Source organism: Roseateles sp. P5_E1, from assembly GCF_054049335.1.
The window spans coordinates 1-18,178 of sequence record NZ_JBFUMN010000057.1; the positions used below are offsets into that span (position 1 = coordinate 1).

Annotated in this window: 21 protein-coding genes and 1 pseudogene; 11 read left to right on the forward strand and 11 right to left on the reverse strand. The window is 67.5% G+C overall.

Annotated elements, in window-relative coordinates:
• Positions 1 to 198 (reverse strand): hypothetical protein (locus ACXJKJ_RS25670; RefSeq protein WP_457393545.1); only part of this gene is annotated, 198 nt, incomplete at its 3' end.
• A gap of 148 nt (positions 199 to 346) precedes the next feature.
• Positions 347 to 1,225, reverse strand: coding sequence for a dienelactone hydrolase family protein (locus ACXJKJ_RS25675; RefSeq protein ID WP_457355182.1), 879 nt, complete (start codon positions 1,223 to 1,225; stop codon positions 347 to 349).
• A 127-nt stretch (positions 1,226 to 1,352) separates the two neighbouring features.
• Here ACXJKJ_RS25675 and ACXJKJ_RS25680 point away from each other — a divergent pair, with 127 nt between their 5' ends.
• Complete coding sequence (locus tag ACXJKJ_RS25680) at positions 1,353 to 2,318, forward strand: CysB family HTH-type transcriptional regulator (RefSeq protein ID WP_457322221.1); 966 nt, start codon at positions 1,353 to 1,355, stop codon at positions 2,316 to 2,318.
• A 76-nt stretch (positions 2,319 to 2,394) separates the two neighbouring features.
• Positions 2,395 to 3,387, forward strand: a complete 993-nt coding sequence (locus ACXJKJ_RS25685; RefSeq protein ID WP_056197613.1) for a sulfate ABC transporter substrate-binding protein — start codon at positions 2,395 to 2,397, stop codon at positions 3,385 to 3,387.
• A 14-nt stretch (positions 3,388 to 3,401) separates the two neighbouring features.
• Here the strand turns inward: ACXJKJ_RS25685 and ACXJKJ_RS25690 are convergent, their stop codons facing one another.
• The gene (locus ACXJKJ_RS25690; RefSeq protein ID WP_457322223.1) at positions 3,402 to 4,094 is read right to left on the reverse strand and encodes a hypothetical protein; all 693 of its coding nucleotides are present in this window, start codon (positions 4,092 to 4,094) and stop codon (positions 3,402 to 3,404) included.
• Between the two features lie 239 nt (positions 4,095 to 4,333).
• Positions 4,334 to 4,489 carry a PEP-CTERM sorting domain-containing protein gene (locus ACXJKJ_RS25695; RefSeq protein ID WP_457393547.1) on the reverse strand — a complete coding sequence of 52 codons (156 nt, stop codon included), beginning with the start codon at positions 4,487 to 4,489 and terminating at the stop codon, positions 4,334 to 4,336.
• Positions 4,490 to 4,672: 183 nt separating this feature from the next.
• Here ACXJKJ_RS25695 and ACXJKJ_RS25700 point away from each other — a divergent pair, with 183 nt between their 5' ends.
• Positions 4,673 to 6,202: a DUF1800 domain-containing protein gene (locus ACXJKJ_RS25700; protein WP_457393549.1), complete on the forward strand. Its 1,530-nt coding sequence runs from the start codon at positions 4,673 to 4,675 to the stop codon at positions 6,200 to 6,202.
• A gap of 4 nt (positions 6,203 to 6,206) precedes the next feature.
• Positions 6,207 to 7,400: a DUF1501 domain-containing protein gene (locus tag ACXJKJ_RS25705; RefSeq protein WP_457393551.1), complete on the forward strand. Its 1,194-nt coding sequence runs from the start codon at positions 6,207 to 6,209 to the stop codon at positions 7,398 to 7,400.
• Here the strand turns inward: ACXJKJ_RS25705 and ACXJKJ_RS25710 are convergent.
• Together ACXJKJ_RS25710 and ACXJKJ_RS25715 are read right to left on the reverse strand one after the other, a co-directional pair.
• Positions 7,397 to 7,954, reverse strand: coding sequence for a flavodoxin family protein (locus ACXJKJ_RS25710; protein ID WP_457393553.1), 558 nt, complete (start codon positions 7,952 to 7,954; stop codon positions 7,397 to 7,399). The genes ACXJKJ_RS25705 and ACXJKJ_RS25710 overlap by 4 nt on opposite strands.
• Before the next feature lie 34 nt (positions 7,955 to 7,988).
• Positions 7,989 to 8,711, reverse strand: a complete 723-nt coding sequence (locus tag ACXJKJ_RS25715; protein WP_457393585.1) for a pirin family protein — start codon at positions 8,709 to 8,711, stop codon at positions 7,989 to 7,991.
• Positions 8,712 to 8,822: 111 nt separating this feature from the next.
• On the opposite strand from ACXJKJ_RS25715, the gene ACXJKJ_RS25720 reads away from it, so the two are divergent.
• A complete protein-coding gene (locus tag ACXJKJ_RS25720; RefSeq protein ID WP_056197622.1) occupies positions 8,823 to 9,791 on the forward strand; it encodes a LysR family transcriptional regulator in 969 nt (322 codons plus the stop codon).
• Positions 9,791 to 10,672, forward strand: coding sequence for a tRNA glutamyl-Q(34) synthetase GluQRS (gene gluQRS, locus ACXJKJ_RS25725; RefSeq protein WP_457393555.1), 882 nt, complete (start codon positions 9,791 to 9,793; stop codon positions 10,670 to 10,672). The genes ACXJKJ_RS25720 and gluQRS overlap by 1 nt, the downstream gene beginning before the upstream one ends.
• A 34-nt stretch (positions 10,673 to 10,706) precedes the next feature.
• Here gluQRS and ACXJKJ_RS25730 read toward each other — a convergent pair whose 3' ends face one another.
• Positions 10,707 to 11,048: a YciI family protein gene (locus ACXJKJ_RS25730; RefSeq protein ID WP_457322231.1), complete on the reverse strand. Its 342-nt coding sequence runs from the start codon at positions 11,046 to 11,048 to the stop codon at positions 10,707 to 10,709.
• Between the two features lie 150 nt (positions 11,049 to 11,198).
• Here ACXJKJ_RS25730 and ACXJKJ_RS25735 point away from each other — a divergent pair.
• From ACXJKJ_RS25735 to ACXJKJ_RS25750, 4 genes and pseudogenes are all read left to right on the forward strand, one after another.
• Positions 11,199 to 11,543, forward strand: a pseudogene (locus tag ACXJKJ_RS25735) (FKBP-type peptidyl-prolyl cis-trans isomerase); the annotation flags it as partial.
• Between the two features lie 30 nt (positions 11,544 to 11,573).
• Positions 11,574 to 11,921: an FKBP-type peptidyl-prolyl cis-trans isomerase gene (locus ACXJKJ_RS25740; protein WP_457322246.1), complete on the forward strand. Its 348-nt coding sequence runs from the start codon at positions 11,574 to 11,576 to the stop codon at positions 11,919 to 11,921.
• A gap of 93 nt (positions 11,922 to 12,014) precedes the next feature.
• Positions 12,015 to 12,431: a PilZ domain-containing protein gene (locus tag ACXJKJ_RS25745; RefSeq protein ID WP_056197633.1), complete on the forward strand. Its 417-nt coding sequence runs from the start codon at positions 12,015 to 12,017 to the stop codon at positions 12,429 to 12,431.
• Between the two features lie 87 nt (positions 12,432 to 12,518).
• Entirely contained in the window at positions 12,519 to 13,271 is a 753-nt protein-coding gene (locus tag ACXJKJ_RS25750) for an MgtC/SapB family protein (protein ID WP_457355196.1), read from the forward strand.
• Here the strand turns inward: ACXJKJ_RS25750 and ACXJKJ_RS25755 are convergent.
• Positions 13,268 to 14,191, reverse strand: coding sequence for a LysR family transcriptional regulator (locus ACXJKJ_RS25755; RefSeq protein WP_457322235.1), 924 nt, complete (start codon positions 14,189 to 14,191; stop codon positions 13,268 to 13,270). The two genes, ACXJKJ_RS25750 and ACXJKJ_RS25755, sit on opposite strands and share 4 nt — an antisense overlap.
• A 96-nt stretch (positions 14,192 to 14,287) precedes the next feature.
• Between ACXJKJ_RS25755 and metE the strand changes: the two genes are divergently transcribed.
• Positions 14,288 to 16,615 (forward strand): 5-methyltetrahydropteroyltriglutamate--homocysteine S-methyltransferase, encoded by a 2,328-nt coding sequence (gene metE, locus ACXJKJ_RS25760; RefSeq protein ID WP_457393557.1) that lies wholly within the window; start codon positions 14,288 to 14,290, stop codon positions 16,613 to 16,615.
• A 4-nt stretch (positions 16,616 to 16,619) separates the two neighbouring features.
• Here the strand turns inward: metE and ACXJKJ_RS25765 are convergent, their stop codons facing one another.
• The 3 genes from ACXJKJ_RS25765 to ACXJKJ_RS25775 all read right to left on the reverse strand — a co-directional run bounded on the left by ACXJKJ_RS25765 (position 16,620) and on the right by ACXJKJ_RS25775 (position 18,169).
• Positions 16,620 to 17,042 carry a YybH family protein gene (locus ACXJKJ_RS25765; protein ID WP_056197640.1) on the reverse strand — a complete coding sequence of 141 codons (423 nt, stop codon included), beginning with the start codon at positions 17,040 to 17,042 and terminating at the stop codon, positions 16,620 to 16,622.
• A gap of 90 nt (positions 17,043 to 17,132) precedes the next feature.
• Positions 17,133 to 17,924 (reverse strand): type I methionyl aminopeptidase, encoded by a 792-nt coding sequence (gene map / locus ACXJKJ_RS25770; protein WP_457393559.1) that lies wholly within the window; start codon positions 17,922 to 17,924, stop codon positions 17,133 to 17,135.
• On the reverse strand, positions 17,921 to 18,169 hold the full coding sequence (locus ACXJKJ_RS25775) for a ParD-like family protein (protein WP_457393561.1): 249 nt from the start codon (positions 18,167 to 18,169) through the stop codon (positions 17,921 to 17,923). The genes map and ACXJKJ_RS25775 overlap by 4 nt, the downstream gene beginning before the upstream one ends.
• Positions 18,170 to 18,178: the final 9 nt, after the last annotated feature.

Genomic DNA, 18,178 nt, shown 5'->3' on the forward strand with positions numbered 1-18,178 from the left:
GTCGATCACCAGCTCCCGGGCCTCGGCCGGCAGCGCATCGGCGAGCAAAGCCGTGGCGGCGCGCAGCACGGCGGCATCGAACGGCAGCGTGGGGGGTGGCACCGGCGCCGGCGGCGGTGCAGGCACGGCGGCCGGGACCGGCGCTGCCGCGGGGGCCGTGGCAGGGCCGGGGGCACCGCAAGCGCCCAAAAGACTCATGAGGCTCACGGCAGCCAACACCGCCAGCCGCCAGCCGGCCCTGGCCGGCCGGACCTGGAAGACAAAACTGCCGCGTCTGATTCGATGCTGTGTCATGGCGCGCTCGCGTCGGGCCTCGGGAGCCGCAAGCGTATCGCGCCTGCGCGCCCTAGCCGAGCGTTGACTTGAATACCGCCAGCGTCCTCTCCCAGGCCAGCTGCGCCGCCGCGGGGTCGTAGCGTGGCGTCGTGTCGTTGTTGAAGCCGTGCTGGGTGCCGGCGTAAACGAACTGCTCATAGCGCACGCCCGCCGCCTTCAGCGCGGCTTCATAGGGTGGCCAGCTGGCATTGACGCGCTCGTCGTTGCCGGCGTAGTGCAGCAGCAGCCGCGCCTTGATGCGCGGCACGTCTTCCAGCGCTGGCGCGGCGCCGTAGAAGGGCACGGCCACGGCCAGCTCAGGCACCTGCGTGGCCACATGGTTGGTCAGCGAGCCACCCCAGCAGAAGCCGACCACGCCGACCTTGCCATTGGCATCCGGCAGCGCCAGCAGCCCGCGAGCAGCGGCGACGATGTCTGCACGCGTCTTGCCGGCGTCGAGCTTGCCGAAGAGCTCGCGCGCCTTGTCCTCGTCGCCCGGGTAGCCGCCCAGCGGCGCCAGTGCGTCGGGCGCATAGGCCACGTAGCCGGCGAGCGCGACACGGCGGGCGATGTCCTCGATGTGCGGGTTCAGGCCGCGGTTCTCATGCACGACGAGCACGGCGGGCAGCTTGCCCGCGGCACTTGCCGGCTTGGCCAGATAGCCCTGCACCTTGCCGTTGCCTTGCGGCGAATCGAAGGCCTGGCGGCGCGTCACCAGGCGCGGGTCATCTGGCTTGACTTGCTGGGCCGCGGCGAAATTGGGGCTGAGTGTGGCCAACAGCGCAGCGGCACCAGCCGGGCCACCGGCAAAGCTGGCGGCCTGCTCAAGAAACCCGCGCCGGCTCAGGTCGCCGTGCACGTAGCGATCGAACAAGGCCCAGGCCTGGGTCGGAATGGCTTCCTTATGCATGCATTGACTCCTTGGATGCCGGCCAACTGTAGGCGTACCAAAACCGCCTGACACCACCACGAAGTGCATAACGATATGGCGAATGGTTCGACGACAGAAGTGATCGCTGTTCGCAAAATCGCCTCGCATGAACTTCCAGCAACTCCGTTCCGTCCGCGAAGCCCAGCGCCGCGGCTTCAACCTGACCGAAGTCGCGCAGGCCCTGCACACTTCGCAACCCGGCGTCAGCCGCCAGATCCGCGAGTTGGAAGAGGAGCTCGGCATCGAGCTCTTCGTGCGCGTGGGCAAGCGCCTCACAGGGCTGACCGAGCCGGGCGAGCACGTGCTGCCCGTCATCGAGCGGCTGCTGCTGGAAGCCGAGAACCTCAAGCGCGCGGCCGACGACTTCGCCCAGGCGGGCAGCGGCCGCCTGCGCATCGCGGCCACGCACAGCCAGGCGCGCTACGCGCTGCCGCCCGCCGTGCGCGACTTCCGCGCCCATCACCCCGACGTCAGCCTGCATCTGCAGCAGGGCTCGCCCCAGCAGATCGCCCGCCTGCTGCTCGATGGCGAGGCCGACGTGGGCATCGCCACCGAGGCGCTGGCGCAATACCCTGAACTCGTCGCCCTGCCCTGCTACCGCTGGACGCACTCGGTCGTCGTGCCGCCCGACCACCCGCTGCTCGATGGCCCGCTGACGCTGGCCCGCCTGGCCCAATTTCCTATCGTCACCTACGAGCCCGGCTACACCGGCCGCTCCCACATCGACGAAGCCTTTGCCGCGGCCCAGCTGCAGCCCCACATCGTGCTGAGCGCGATGGATGCCGACGTCATCAAGACCTATGTAGAGCTAGGCTTGGGCGTGGGAATCGTCGCGGCCATCGCCTTCGACGAGGAGCGCGACCGCCATCTGCGTGCCATCGATGCCCGCCATCTGTTCGAGGACAACATGACGCGCCTGGCCGTGCGGCGCAGCGCCTATCTGCGCGACTACATCTACGAGTTCATCCAGACCTTTGCTTCGCCGCTCAAGCGCGAGGTCGTCGATGCGGCCCGCCACGAGCTGCCGACCGTGGCGGCTGAACCCGTGCTGGCCTGGTCGAAAGCCGCATGAGCTTGCGCGCTCTTCTTCTTTGCCCGCTCCTGCCCTGATCCCTAGAGTGAACCGCCTTACCCCTAACTCAAACACCATGCGCCGCCTCCTCACTGCCCTCTCCTTCGCTCTCGCCGCCACCGGCGCCTTTGCGCAGACCTCGCTGCTGAACGTCTCCTACGACCCGACGCGGGAGCTCTACCAGGACTTCAACAAGGCCTTCGCCGCGCAGTGGAAGGCCAAGACCGGCGAGACCGTCAGCGTCAAGGCTTCGCATGGCGGCTCCGGCAAGCAAGCCCGCGCCGTCATCGACGGGCTGGAGGCCGACGTCGTCACGCTCGCGCTGGCCTATGACATCGACGCCATCGCCGACCACAAGCTGCTGCCCCTGGACTGGCAGAAGAAGCTGCCCAACAACGCCAGCCCCTACACCTCCACCATCGTCTTCCTCGTGCGCAAGGGCAACCCGAAGAAGATCAGCAACTGGCCCGACCTGGCGCGCAGCGGCGTCGACGTCATCACCCCCAACCCCAAGACCAGCGGCGGGGCGCGCTGGAACTACCTGGCCGCCTGGGGCTATGCGCTGAAGAACGGCGGCACGCCCGACTCGGCCAAGGACTTCGTCAAGCGCATCTACGCCAACACCAAGGTGCTGGACTCGGGCGCCCGCGGCTCGACGACGACGTTTGTCGAACGCGGCATCGGCGACGTGCTGATCGCCTGGGAGAACGAGGCCTACCTGGCCGTCAAGGAGCTCGGCCCGGACAAGTTCGAGATCGTCACGCCCAGTGTGTCCATCCTGGCCGAGCCGCCGGTGGCCATCGTCGACAAGGTCGTCGACAAGCGCGGCACGCGCAAGCAGGCCGAGGCCTATCTGAACTACCTCTACAGCCCCGAGGGCCAGGAGATCGCGGCCAAGAACTACTACCGCCCGCGTGACGCCAAGGTCGCTGCCAAGTACGCCAAGCAGTTCGGGCCGGTCAAGCTCTTCACCCTCGACGAGTACTTCGGCAACTGGCGCCAGGCCCAGAAGGCCCACTTCGACGACGGCGGTGTGTTCGACCAGATCTACGCGCCGGGTTCGAAGTAAGCGCACCAAGTCGGTCAGAAGCGCATGTGGTCGACCACCTCCGGTGGGTAGTGGCGCAGATAGGCCCGCCGGAGCGCCCCTTCGGCGACGGCCCGCTCGAACATCTGCACCAGCAGCACCAGGTCGGCGGCGTCGAGATTGCGCCTGGCCAGATAGACACCGTTCTCCATCAGCGGCAGGGTCTCCAGCAACTCGATGCGAAAAGCCGTCTGCGACAGCGGCATCCGTGGCGCCAGGTCCAGGGCACCCTGGCCGGTCACGTGGGGCAGCAGCGTGAAGTCGGCGCGGCCCGCTCGCAACATGCGGCTGAGCGCCTCGATGTCGGGCACGATGTCGGCACGTTTGTCCGCCAGCAATTGGTCGACGAAATCGCCGTAGGCCTGCCCGAAGTAGTAGCCACGCACGAAGATGCCGCGCAGGCTCTTGTCGGCCAACAGCCGACTCAGGTCGGCCGGCACCGGCGCGTGCGTGCGTAGCGTCGCCACGGCCACGCCCTGGCGACTCAAGGGTACGAAGAGATGGGTCTGATCGCGCTCGGGTTTGCGCAATGCCGGCAAATAGAGATCGCCATCCTGCGCCTCGAAGACCGTTCGCGCGGCGCGCGCGCGGGGCACGACGCTGAACCGGAACTCGCAGCCAAGCAGCGCGCCGCGCTCGCGCAGCAGTTCCGGCAGCACGCCCTCGACGCGCTCATCTTCGACGAACACCAGCCGTCCCGCTGGCGACACCGGCACGTCAATCGCGCGCGAACAGCCCGCCTCGGCAGCCGGAGCGAACAACCCGGCTACCGCAAGCACCAGCCCTACCCTGAGCGGAACTCGACGACCGCTTTGCATGCGCAAACAGTAACGGCTGCGTGCGTTGACAGCAAGCCCGGCAAGTCCAGGGCCGTGCATCCGCTGCACGCCGGGTGGCCGGTGAGCCGCCCGGCGCTGCCCAGCGATGCTCAGCGGCGTCGACGCTGCCAGGTCAACCCGCCCAGTGCGGCCATGCCGGCCAGCAACAGGGCAGACGGCGTTGGCTCCGGCACGGCCGTGGTCGTCAGCGTCACGTCGTCAATGAAGCTGGCCGCCGCAATGTGGCGGGCACCGGTGTCTGGCATGTCTTCGAAATAGCACCGCCTCGACACAAAGGGCGGCAAGGACGCGGTCCAAGACCACAAACCAGCAACATGACGGCAGCCGACAGACACATTAGGGGGGCGGCGCGTCTGCTAGCCTGCCGGGGTCAACGCCGGGCCGCGACCGACCGTTGGCCCGGACTCAGCCCGAAAGGCCCGCCCGCCATGACAGCCTTGCCCCGTCTCGCGCTTTGCACCGCCGCATTGCTGGCCGGCTGTGCCGCTGCGCCATTCCAGGCGCCCACGGTGGGCAGCCACAGCGCAGCCGCCGACACGCTGTGGTTGGATCGCTTGAGCTGGGGTGCCAGCAGCGCCGATCTCAGCCAGGTCCGCCGCCAGGGCCGCGAGGTCTGGCTGGAAGCCCAGCTCCAGCCTCGCATCCCGGGCGCACTGCCAGAAGCCGCTCAGGCGCAAATCCAGGCTCTCGCCGTCACCCAGCAGCCGTTGTTGCCCCTGGTGCAGCAGATGGAAGCCCAGCGCAGGGCCGCCGATGCACTGACCGACGATATGGCCAAGGCGGAGGCGCAGAAGAACTACCAGCAGGCTCTGACCAAGCTGGCCCGCGAGGCGTCGACGCGCCAGCTGTTGAATGCCCTGTACTCGCCCAACCAGGTCCAGGAGCAGATGACCTGGTTCTGGTTCAACCATTTCAACGTCCACCAGTACAAGAGCAACCTGCGCGTCATGGTGGGCGACTACGAGCAGGGTCTGCGCGAACGCGCGCTCGGGCGCTTTCGCGACCTGCTCGGCTACACGGCCCACCACCCGGCCATGCTGCGCTACCTCGACAACGAGCAGAACGCCGCCAACCGCATCAACGAGAACTACGCCCGCGAGCTGCTGGAACTGCACACCCTGGGCGTGGGCGGTGGCTATAGCCAGAAGGATGTGCAGGAGCTGGCCCGCGTGCTGACCGGGCTGGGCGTGAACCTGACCGACAACAAACCCAAGCTCAAGCCCGCGCAGGAGACTCAATACCGCCGAGACGGGCTGATGGAGTTCAACCCGGCGCGGCACGATTTCGGCGACAAGCAACTGCTCGGCGTCACCGTCAAGGGCCAGGGCGAGGCCGAACTGGACCAGGTGCTGGACCTGCTGGCCAAACACCCGAGCACGGCCCACTTTGTATCGCGCAAGCTGGCCCAGTACTTCGTCGCCGACGAGCCGCCGCCGGCCTTGGTCGAGCGCATGGCCGAGCGCTGGCTGCAAAGCGACGGCCGCATCGCCGAGGTGCTGCGCGCCATGGTCGGATCACCCGAATTCGAGGCGTCCCTCGGCCGCAAGTTCAAGGACCCGACGCATTACGTCGTGTCGGCCGTGCGCCTGGCCTATGCCGACAAGGTGGTGCTGAACACCGGCCCGATGATCGGCTGGCTCTACCGCCTCGGCCAGGCGCCCTACAACCGCCAGACGCCCGACGGCTATGCGCTCGACGAAAGCGCCTGGGCGGGGCCCGGCCAGATGACGACGCGCTTCGAGATCGCGCGCGCCATCGGCAGCGGCAGCGCGGGCCTCTTCAAGGTCGAGGGCGAGCCCAAGGACAGGCCAGCCTTCCCGCAGATCGCCCACCCGCTGTACTACGAGGGCATCGCCCCGCGCCTGGCCGCCGCCACGCAGCAGGCGCTGGGTCAGGCCACGTCGCCACAGGAATGGAACACCTACCTGCTGGCCTCCCCCGACTTCATGAACAGGTGACGCCATGAACCGACGCCTTTTGCTCCAGCTCGGCCTCGCTGGCCTTGGTACGGCCGCCCTGCCCACACAAATGTGGGCCGCAGCAGCCGACACGCCGCGCCTGCTGGTCGTCTTCCTGCGCGGTGCCTATGACGCGGCCAACCTGCTGGTGCCCACCTCATCCAGCTTCTACTACGAGGCCCGGCCCAACATCGCCATCGCCAAGACGGCCGCGCTGCCGCTGGACGCGAGCTGGGGCCTGTCGCCCGCGGTGGCCGACACCATCCACCCGCTTTGGCTCAAGGGCCAGGCCGCCTTCGTGCCCTTTGCCGGAACCAACGACACGACGCGCAGCCATTTCGAAACCCAGGACCACATCGAGCTGGGCCAGGCCGACGAGGGTTCACGTGACTTCCGCAGCGGCTTCATGAACCGGCTGGCCGGCGTACTGGGTGCGGGCTCGCCCGTCAGTTCGAGGTTGGAAGCCATGGCCTTCACCGACCAGGTGCCGCTGATCCTGCGTGGCAACCTGCCCGTGGCCAACCAGGCCCTGCGCGACCTCGGCAAGCCGGCCATCAATGCCGCCCAGGCCCAGGTCATCGCCGGCATGTATGCCAACACACGCATGGCCGGCACGGTCAGCGGTGGCTTCGAGGTGCGCGACGAAGTCTCGCGCGAGATGGCCGGCGAGATGGAGGCCGCCAGCCGCGGTGCCATTGCCGCCAAGGGCTTTGCGCTCGAAGCACGGCGCATCGCACGGCTGATGCGCGAACGCGTGACGCTGGGTTTCATCGACGTCGGCGGCTGGGACACCCATGTGGGCCAGGGCGGTGCGACCGGCCAGCTTGCCACCAAGCTCGGTGAGCTCGGCCGCGGCCTCGCGCTGTTTGCCGACGAGATGGGCCCGCAGTGGAACAACACCGTGGTGGTGGTGGTCAGCGAGTTTGGCCGCACCTTCCGCGAGAACGGCAACCGCGGCACCGACCATGGCCACGGCAGCGCCTACTGGGTGCTGGGCGGCGGCGTGAAGGGCGGGCGGGTGATGGGCGAACAGGTGGAGGTCAAGGCCGCCACGCTGTTCCAGAACCGCGACTACCCGGTGCTCAACGAGTACCGGGCGCTATTTGGCGGCCTGTTCAAGCGTATGTACGGCCTGAACGACGCGCAGCTGGCCGCCGTCTTTCCCGGGGCCAGCGCGCGCGATCTGGGCCTGGTTTAAGCCTTGCTCAGTCGGGCGGAAACCGTCTTGATGCGCTCGCCGAAGGCCTTGGCCGTGGCGAAGTCGCCCGCGGCCATTTCGTCCGTGGAGGCGTCGCTGGGCGAGACCGTCATCAGGCCGCCGAAGGACGCGACGTAGTTGATGTCGTCGCGCGTCGAAGCCTTCTTGTTGGCCGGCATCATGCCCGTGCCCACCCACAGCATGGAGTGCTGCTGGCTCAGCGTGAAGAAGTAGTGCAGCGTCGACAGCTTGTCGCCGTTCATGGAGGCGCTGTTCGTGAAGCCGGCGGCCAGCTTGTCCTTCCAGCCCTGGCCGAACCAGACCTTGCTGGATGCGTCGGCAAACTTCTTGAACTGCCAGCTGGCCGCGCCCATGTAGGTGGGCGAACCGAAGACGATGGCGTCGGCCGCGGCCAGCGCTTCCCAGTCGGCGTCCTTCAGATTGCCTTCGGCGTCGATGGCGATGAGTTGGGCGCCCGCGCTCTCGGCAACGGTCTCGGCGATGCGCTTGGTGTGGCCGTAGCCGGAGTGGTAGACGACAACGATCTTGCTCATGGAGGATTTCCTCTGTGGGTGGGGGATAAGAAACTCAGGCTGCCAGGTCGAAGATGAGGACCTCGGCATCATGGCCGGCCGTCAAGGCGAGGCGCGATGTTTCGCGAATCTGCAAGGCATCACCGGTTGCCAGGTCTTGTCCATTCACGCTGAGCGCGCCGCGCACGAGGTGCACATAGGCAAGGCGACCGGGCGCCAGCTCAAGTTCCGCTTGCTCGGCGCCATCGAACAGGCCCGCATACAGCTTGGCATCGGCATGGATGGTCACCGAGCCTTGCGAGCCGTCATTGGCCGCGACGAGACGCAGCCGGCCGCGCTTGGAGCCGGCGTCGAAGTGCTTCTGCTCATAGCTCGGCGCGATGCCGCGGGCGTCAGGCTGGATCCAAATCTGCAGGAAGTGCGTCGTTTCGTCCTTGGCATGGTTGAACTCGCTGTGCATCACGCCGGTACCGGCGCTCATCCGCTGCACATCGCCGGGGCGGATGACACCAGCGTTCGCACCACCGGCCTCGCCGTTGCCCATGCTGTCCTTGTGCGCCAGTTCGCCGGAGAGCACGTAGCTGATGATCTCCATGTCGCGATGGCCGTGCGTGCCGAAGCCCTTGCCAGCAGCGACCTTGTCCTCGTTGATGACACGCAGCGGCCCGAAGCCCATGCGGGCCGGATCGTAGTAGTCAGCAAAGGAGAAGCTGTGGAAGGACTTCAGCCAGCCGTGGTCGGCGTAGCCGCGGTCACTGGACTTGATCAGTTGCATCACTGGGTTTTGCATGCTGGCTCCTTGCTTGTTGGCGATGGAGTCAATGTAGGAGCGACCGTCGTATCCGGGAGTCGGCCTGCGTTGAGGACATCATTCAAATAGACTGAACGCATGCCGAATCCTCAGGACAAACGCCGCGCACTGACCCCGGAAGCCCTGTCCATGATGGACACCATCGCCCGCACCGGCAGCTTCGCCGCCGCGGCTCGCGAGATGGGTCGGGTGCCGTCGGCGCTGACCTATTCCGTGCGCCAGCTGGAAGACGCGCTCGACGTGCTGCTCTTTGACCGCAGCTCCCGCCAGGCCGTGCTGACAGCGGCCGGCCAGGAGCTGCTGCACGAGGGCAGGCGCCTGCTTCAGGAACTGGACGCCGTGGCCAACCGCGTGCGGCGCATCTCCACCGGCTGGGAAAGCGAGCTGACGCTGGCCGTCGATGACGCCGTCGCCCGCCGGGCCCTGTTCGATCTGATGGAAGCTTTCTACGCCGAGAAGATCGACGGCGGCGGCCCACCGCCGACCCGGCTCAAGCTGCGCGTGGAGGTACTGGCCGGCACCTGGGAGGCCTTGCTGCATGGCCAGGCCGACATAGCAGTCGGTGTACCGGGGCAGCTGCAGAACAGCGGCATTCACTGTGAGTTCGCCGGCGAGCTGGAGTTCGCCTTCTGCATTGCGCCCCACCATCCGCTGGCCAGCCTGCCCGAGCCGCTCAGCGCAAGCCAGATCGCCGAGCACCGCATCGTTGCCGTGGCTGACAGCGCCCGGCTGATGGCGCCGCTCAGCGTCGGTCTGCTGCCAGGCCAGGACGTGCTGACCGTGCCGTCGCTGGCCATCAAGCTGGAGGCCATGATGCGCGGCCTGGGCTGCGGCTCCCTGCCGGTGCCCATCGTGCGCCGTCATATCGAGGCCGGCCGCCTGGTGCGCAAGGCCACCTACGAAGGCCACCGCACCGGCAAGATGCATTACGCCTGGCGCGACACCGGTCCCGCACCGGGCAAGGCGCTGGCATGGTGGCTGGACAAGCTGCGCAGCGAGACGACGCGCAAGGCACTGCTCGAACAGCACGAGGGGCTGCTGCTCTGATGAGCTATCGAGGTCGATTCGCGCCCTCGCCCACCGGCCCGCTGCACGCCGGCTCGCTGGTGGCGGCGCTGGCGAGCTGGCTGGATGCCCGCGCCCACGGCGGCGAGTGGCTGGTGCGCATCGAAGACGTCGATGGCCCGCGCTGCCCGCCGGGCATGGACGAGGTCATCCTCGGCCAGCTCGATGCCCTCGGCCTGCGACCCGACGAGCCGCCCGTCTGGCAGTCGCGCCGCGGCGAGCTGTATCAAGCCGCGCTGGACCGGCTGATTGCCTCCGGCCATGCCTATGGCTGCGCGTGCACCCGCGCCGAGATCGCAGCGGCAGCCGGCCCCAAGCCCAGGCATGGTGAACTGATCTATCCCGGCACCTGCCGAGATGGCACCCACGGCCGGCCGGTGCGGGCATGGCGCTTTCGCGTCGCGGGCCGCATCAACTGGCAGGACCGCCGGCTGGGCGCGCAATCGCAAGACCTCGAAACCGAAGTCGGCGACTTCATCCTCAAGCGCGCCGACGGCCTGTGGGCCTACCAGCTCGCCGTCGTCGTCGACGATGCTGAACAAGGCGTCACCGACATCGTCCGCGGTGAGGACCTGGCCGACAACACGCCGCGCCAGATCGCGCTGCAACGAGCACTTGGCTTTCCGACACCGCGCTATCTGCACACGCCGCTTGTGCTGGCGGTGGACGGGCACAAGCTGTCCAAGCAGAACGGCGCGGCGGCCATCGACCTTGCCGACCCTGCCGGGCGGCTGCGCGATGCCGCGAGTCGGCTGGGGCTGCGCTTGCCGGACGGGATGAACAGCGCCGAGGAAGTACTGACGGGCTCGGTGTCGAAATGGGAAGCGCTGGTGAGGGAATCAGCGGGCGAACGTTCGAGTTGAGACGCACAAGCTGGCGCGCCGAGCAGGAACAGGCTCAACCTTCCGACAACTGGCTCCACACCGGCCTCACCTCAATCGTGGCAACTGCAGCCATCGGGTGTTTGGCTGCGACCTCGACGGCGATGTCCAGACTGGCGCATTGGATGAGTTCATACGCGCACATTTGTTCGCGCGAGCGCGAGAACGGCCCTGAAGAGGGGCTGATCCTTCCATCCCTCACGCGCACGGTGACAGCCTCAGAGGCTGGCCGCAGTGGGTTGCCCTGGACTCGAATACCGCGAGCCTCCATCGACTTGATCCAGTCCATGATCTCCGCAACGAGGCGCTCCGTAGGTGCAAACCCGTCGTCGTGGGCGATGATGAGCAGATAGTTCATGCGTCTCTCTCAGAAGCGGCAGGGCAAAGGCGCCCTTCGACACGACGAACAAAGGGCTGAGCAATCGACACCAAGACCTCCCAGGCGACGAAACAGCCGCCTGGGCCAGGAGGCGACAATCCGGGGCTTTCCCCACAGCAAGGATTTCCCATGAACACCACGCCCACCGGCCTGCAGTTTGACGACACCGTCGAAGGCGATGGCAAGCAGGCAGCGGCCGGCCATGACGTCACCGTCCACTACACCGGCTGGCTCTGGGTCGACGGCGCCAGGACCGACAAGTTCGACTCCAGCAAGGACCGCGGCGACCCCTTCGAGTTCGAACTCGGCGCCGGCATGGTCATCCGCGGCTGGGACGAGGGCGTGCAGGGCATGAAGATCGGTGGCAAGCGCACGCTGATCATCCCGGCCGAACTGGGTTACGGCGCGCGTGGCGCCGGCGGCGTCATCCCGCCGAATGCGACGCTGTGCTTCGAGGTCGAGCTGCTAGGCCTCGCCGGCGGCCCCGAACATGTCGAGCTGAACCTGCACACCACCTCCAGCGGCCTGCAGTACGAGGACCGCGTGGTGGGCGACGGCGCCGAAGCCGCCAAGGGCCAGCGCGTGTCGGTGCACTACACCGGCTGGCTCTACAAAGACGGCATGCGTGGCAAGAAGTTTGATTCCAGCAAGGACCGCGGCCAGCCTTTCAAGTTCCGTCTCGGCGGCGGCGAGGTCATCCAGGGCTGGGACGAAGGCGTGCAGGGCATGAAGGTCGGCGGCACGCGCATGCTGGTGCTGCCGCCGGAGCTGGGCTATGGTGCCCACGGCGCGGGCGGCGTCATCCCGCCGAACGCGACGCTGCTGTTCGAGGTCGACCTGCTGGCGGTCTGACCCGAAGCCATTTCAAGCGACGGCAGGCGACTGACAAGCGCCTGTCATTCGCGGATGCTTTGATCCAGCCCGTTCACGAACCCAGATCACATCATGTCGATTGACCAACGCCGCTTCCCTCGCGTCGAGTTCTTCCTGGTGCCCGACGAGCACGAACAGCTGCCGGTCTGGGTCATCAAGCCCGAGGGCCTGGCCGAGAAGCGCGGCGGTGTCGTCGTCAACCTCAGCGAGGCCGGCCTGCAGATCCTGGCCGCGGCCGAGCCGCCGCTGGATGCCCAGCACTACGAGTTGCGCCTGCTGCTCGGCGAGGACGAGGGCGTGCCCCTCTTCAGCGCCGAGGTGCGCCGCGTCTGGACGCGGCCGCTGAGCCGCATCGTGCAGCTCGGCGGCTTCGAGTTCGAGTCGCCCAACTCCCAGGCCGAGGAGTTCCTGCTCGCGCAGACCGCGCAGATCACGGCGCGCAAATGGGTGCGCTGCGTGCTCGTTGAGCGCATGACAGCCCTGGCCTGAATCCCTTCGCGTCCAGCCCCCTGGCGAGCGGGGCTGGACTGGGTTAGCGTGGTCGCGGGGCAGGTTTGCCCCGCCATTGCCCACGTCATGCTCGAAACCGACCACCTGCTGCGCTACTGGACCGACAGCCAATGGGCGGCCAACGTGCTGATGCTGATGCATCTGCTGGGCGCCATGGTGCTGGGCCTGTTGCTCGGCTATGAGCGGGCCTACCACGGCCGTGCCGCCGGCATGCGCACATACGCGCTGGTCTGCATGGCGTCCTGCGCCGTGACCATCCTCGTCGGCTACCCCGACCAATGGTTCGGCGGCCACATGGCCGGCGGTTCGCTGCCGCAGTTCACCGACCCGACCCGCGTGATTCAGGGTGTGGTGACGGGCATCGGCTTCCTGTGCGCCGGCGTCATCATGCGCGAGGGCATGAACATCTCGGGGCTGACGACGGCGGCCTCGATGTGGGCGGCATCGGCCATCGGCATCGTGCTGGGCATGGGCTTCTATTTCGCCGCCATCGCGCTGACGCTGCTGTGTGCGACGTTGATGATGTGGGGCGCCAAGCTGGAAAGCCGTCTGCCCTCCCACCCGGCAATAGCAGTGACGCTGCGCGGCGAATCGGGCCGGCGCTTCACGCAGGCCGAGCTGGCCGAGTTCGCCGACGGCCTGGGCTACCGCTTCGCACCCGGCTCGCTGAGCATCGAGAAGCAGGGCGACCATGAAGAGTGGCGCTTCGTCTGCACGGCCAAGCAGAACTTCAAGGGCCAGACGCTATGCCGCTTCACCGACCGGCTGCATGAGCTGCCTGGCGTGGCCGGATACCGCGTGACCCACGCTCGCAACTAGAGCAGACTGACCGCCGCCAGATTGAGCAGCGAGGTCTCGCGCATCAGCCGCACGAAGTCGGCCAGGAAGGGTTTGGCCGCGAGCCCTTCGGTGCTGACGGCGTAGAGCCGCCCGGTCAGCCCGCCCTCCCCGATGCGTTGGCGCGCCACATAGCCACGCGCCAGATAGCCCTCCACCGCCCACAGCGGCAGCGCTGCAATGCCGCGGCCGCTGGCAACCAGCTGCAGCATGGCCACCGTCAACTCGCTGGTGCGGCGCGGCGGCGTGATGCCTGCGGGCTGCAGCACGCGGCGCACGAGGTCCAGCATCTCGTCGGGCACCGGGTAGGTGATGAGGGTGTGGTCAGCAAAATCGAGCGCTTCGAGCCAGGGCTTGGCCAGCAGCGCATGGCCCTTGGGCAGCAGCGCAATGATCTCGAAGCTGAACAGCGGGTGCACGACGACGCCGGTCTCGTCGGCGTCCACATCCGACACGATGGCCAGCTCAGCGCGGTCCTGGTGCAGCAGGCCCACGGGGTCGGCCTGGAAGCCGGAGACGATGTCCAGCTCCACCTCCGGCCAGCGGCCGCGGAAGGCGTCCATGGCCGGCATCAGCCAGTCGAAGCAGGTGTGGCATTCCACGGCGATGCGCAATTGGCCGGCCGAGCCGTCCACCAGCCGGCGCACGTCGCGATCGGCCTCATCGACCTGGGTCAGCACGATGTCTGCCAGCTTCAACAGCCGCTGCCCGACCGCGCCGAACACCAGCGGGTTGCTCTTGCGGGCGAACAGCTCGGCGCCGTAGTGCTCCTCCAGGGCCTTGAGCTGGTGGGACAAGGCCGACTGCGTCAGGTTCAGCAACTGCGCCGCTCGGGACAGATTGCCGGCCTCGCGCAAAGCAACCAGGGTGCGCAGATGGCGCAGTTCGAGCGGCGTTTGCATGAGCAGAACTTGTGATGATTCAGAAAACGTTTCGTTTGAATCATAGTCATGAAGTGCCGATCATCACGAATCGTTTTCAGCATTGTTCGATTCATCATGATCAAGACTCATATCCTCGGTTTCCCGCGCATGGGCGAGCACCGCGAACTGAAGACGGCGCTGGAGCGCCACTGGCGCGGCGAGCTGCCTGCCACCGAGCTGGAAGCCAAGGCCGCCGAGCTGCGCGCCCGCCACTGGAAGCTGCAGCAGGACGCGGGGCTGGACCATGTCACCGTCGGCGACTTCGCGCTTTACGACCATGTCGCCCACCTGATCCAGCTGTTCGGTTGCGAGCCGACCCGCTTTGGCTTCACCGGCCAGGAGACGCCGCTGCAGCGCTATTTCGCGATGGCCCGCGGCATCACGACGACCCATGCCCACACCGAGGCCTGTGGCTGCAGTGGCACGCACGTCGATGGCGTGCCCGCGCTGGAAATGACCAAGTGGTTCGACACCAACTACCACTACCTCGTGCCCGAGTTCGACAGCGCCACCGAGTTCAACCTGAATGCCGAGCGCCTGCTCGCCGAAGTCGATGAGGCTATCGCCCTGCCGGCCAGCCCCAAGGTCGCGCTGCTGGGGCCGGTCAGCTTCCTCTACCTGGGCAAGAGCAAGCAGGAAGGCTTTGACCGGCTGGTGCTGCTGAAGCGCCTGCTCCCCGCCTACGAACAGCTGCTGACCCGCTTGGCCGCCCGCGGCGTGACCTGGGTGCAGTTGGATGAGCCCATCCTCGGCCTGGACCTCAGCCCGGCATGGCAAGACGCCTTGCGCCTGGCCTATGCGCGCCTGGGCGTCGTCGGCCAGCCCCTGCTGCTGGCCACCTATTTCTCGCCGCTGGGCGACAACCTGGCGCTCGCCTGCGAACTGCCCGTCGCCGGCCTGCATGTGGACGCCGTGCGCGCCCCCGAGGAGCTGCTGCCCGTGGCCCTGCGACTGCCGCTGGACCGTGAGCTGTCGGTCGGCATCATCGACGGCCGCAACATCTGGCGCAGTGACCTCGACCAGGCGCTGTCACAGCTCAACAAGGTCCGCGAGCTGCGCGGGGGGCGGATGTGGGTGGCGCCGTCCTGCTCGCTGCTGCACGTGCCCTTCAGCCTGCGCCACGACGCGGCGCTGGACACCGAGCTGCAGGGCTGGCTGGCCGGCGCCGTCGAGAAGCTGGACGAGCTGCGCGTACTCAAGCGCGCGCTGTGGGGCGGCGAAGCGAGCGTGGCCCGTGAACTGGCCGAGTCGCGCATTGCCCGCGCCAACCGTGTCACCAGCCGACGCGTGCGCAACGGCACCGTCGCGGCCCGTCTCGAGGCCTTGCCGACCGATGCCGATCAGCGCCGCTCACCCTTCCCCACCCGTCAGGCCGCGCAGCGCCAGCGCCTGCGCCTGCCGGCCTTCCCGACAACCACCATCGGCTCCTTCCCGCAGACACCCGAGATCCGCGCCGCGCGCGCCGCCTTCAAGCGCGGCAAGCTCGCCGAGCCCGCCTACCGCGAGGCCATGCAGCGCGAGATCGAGCTGGCCGTGCACAAGCAGGAGGCATTGGGGCTGGACGTGCTCGTGCACGGCGAGGCCGAGCGCAATGACATGGTCGAGTACTTCGGCGAGCAGCTCTCGGGCTTCGCCTTCACCGCCAACGGCTGGGTGCAGAGCTACGGCTCACGCTGCGTGAAGCCGCCGGTGCTGTTCGGCGACGTGTCGCGACCGAGGGCCATGACCGTGGACTGGACCGTCTTCGCGCAGAGCCTGACGGCCAAGCCCATGAAGGGCATGTTGACCGGCCCCATCACCATCCTGCAATGGTCCTTTGTGCGCGACGACCAGCCGCGCGCCACCACGGCGCTGCAGATCGCGCTGGCCATCCGCGACGAGGTGGTCGACCTGGAGGCCGCCGGCATTGCCGTCATCCAGATCGATGAGCCTGCTATCCGCGAAGGCCTGCCGCTGCGCCGCGCGGCCTGGGGCGCCTACCTGGCCTGGGCCACGCGCGCATTCCGCGTGTCGGCCAGCGCCGTGCGCGATGACACGCAGATCCACACCCATATGTGCTACTCGGAGTTCAACGACATCCTGCCCGAGATCGCAGCCATGGATGCTGACGTCATCACCATCGAGACCAGCCGCTCCGACATGGAACTGCTGCGCGGCTTTGGCGACTTCCGCTACCCCAACGAGATCGGCCCTGGCGTCTACGACATCCACTCACCGCGCGTGCCCGACGCGGCCGAGATGCTGCGCCTGCTGCGCAAGGCCGCCGAGGTCATCCCGGCTGACCTGCTCTGGGTCAATCCCGACTGCGGGCTGAAAACGCGGGGGTGGCCGGAGACCGAGGCGGCGCTGGCCCACATGGTGGCGGCGGCGCGCGAGCTGCGGGCGGAGGCGACGCCGGCTTGAATGCTCAGTGCTCGGCCTTCTCCTGAGGTTCGGCCAGCATGTCGGCGTGACGGTGGACGATCTTCCATTCGCCGTCTTCGCGACGGAACACCTCGGTGACGCGCAGCGTCATCGACAGCAACTCGTCCTTGCCTTTTATCTGCACCCTGGCGTGCTGCAGGCCGGTCCAGTAGCCAACCTCGTGGTCGGCCGCGCTGTGGAAGATCTCGAAGCGGCTGCTTTGCGTGCCCTCGTCGAAGGCCTCCGCATCCTTGGCCTGGCGCTCCTTCACGGCCACCGCGCCGCGCACATGGCCACCGCCGGGGGGAAAGAAGCTCGCCTTGCCGTGCGCGGCAGCCAGCGCCAGGAAGGCGTCCGGCTGCCCGCGCACGTAGTCGAGCGAGGCGACTTCTCTCGCGTGCAGAAATTGCGTGAAGGATTCGGTCATGACGGCTCCCGAGGCGACGACGCATTCACTGTGCGACCCAGTGCATTCACCCACTGCCGGAGCGGCCTGCATCGCCCCGTAGGCCAAGGCCTACTCGATGGCCGGATAGTCTCCGAGGCCGTCAGGCCACGGCGTCAGGATCTCGAAGCCGTTGGCCGTCACGGTGACCATGTGCTCCCACTGGGCCGACAGCGAGTGGTCGCGCGTCACCACCGTCCAGCCGTCGTTCAGCTCGCGGATGCCGGCGGCGCCCGCGTTGATCATGGGCTCGATCGTGAAGATCATGCCCTCCTGCAGCTTCAGGCCTTCGCCCGGGCGGCCAAAGTGATTGACGTGCGGGTCGTCGTGATAGACGTCGCCGATGCCGTGGCCGCCGTACTCGCGCACGACGCTGAAACCGGCCGCGTGCGCGACCGTCTGGATGGCATGGCCCACATCGCCTAACGTCGCACCCGGGCGCACCTGGCGGATGCCGGCGCGCAGCGCCTCATAGGTCGTGTTGACTAGCCGGCGTGCCAGCACATTGGCCTCGCCAACGATGAACATGCGGCTGCTGTCGCCGAACCAGCCGTCCTTGGTCAGCGTCACGTCCACATTGACGATGTCGCCCTTCTTCAGCCGTTTGTCCTTGGACGGAATGCCGTGGCAGACGACGTGATTCGGCGAGATGCAGGCTGTCTTTGGGTAGCCGTGATAGCCGACGTTGGACGGGATGCACTTCAGCGTGTTGACGATGTAGTCGTGGCAGATGTCGTCCAGCGCCTCGGTCGTCACACCGGGCACGACATGGGGCTTGAGCATGGCCAGCACCTCGGCGATGAGGTGCCCGGCCTCGCGAGCCTTGGCGACCTCGGCGGATGTTCGCAGCTTCAGGCTCTTCATGCCCGGGCCCCCTTGGCCTTGGGTGACTGAGCCCAGCCGGCCAGGCGCGCCAGGTCCAGCCCGCCCTCCTGCTCGGCGCGGATCAGCAGCTGGCAGATCTCGCTGTGGCTCAGCTGCGGGTGCAGTTCGGCCAGCATGCCGATGCGCATCCAGTGCTCGGCCTGGGCATTGATGGAACGCGACAAGGCCTGGCTCGCAACGCGCAGGCTCTCGTGCATCGGATCGGAGATTTTGACGATTCCCATGCCGCGACT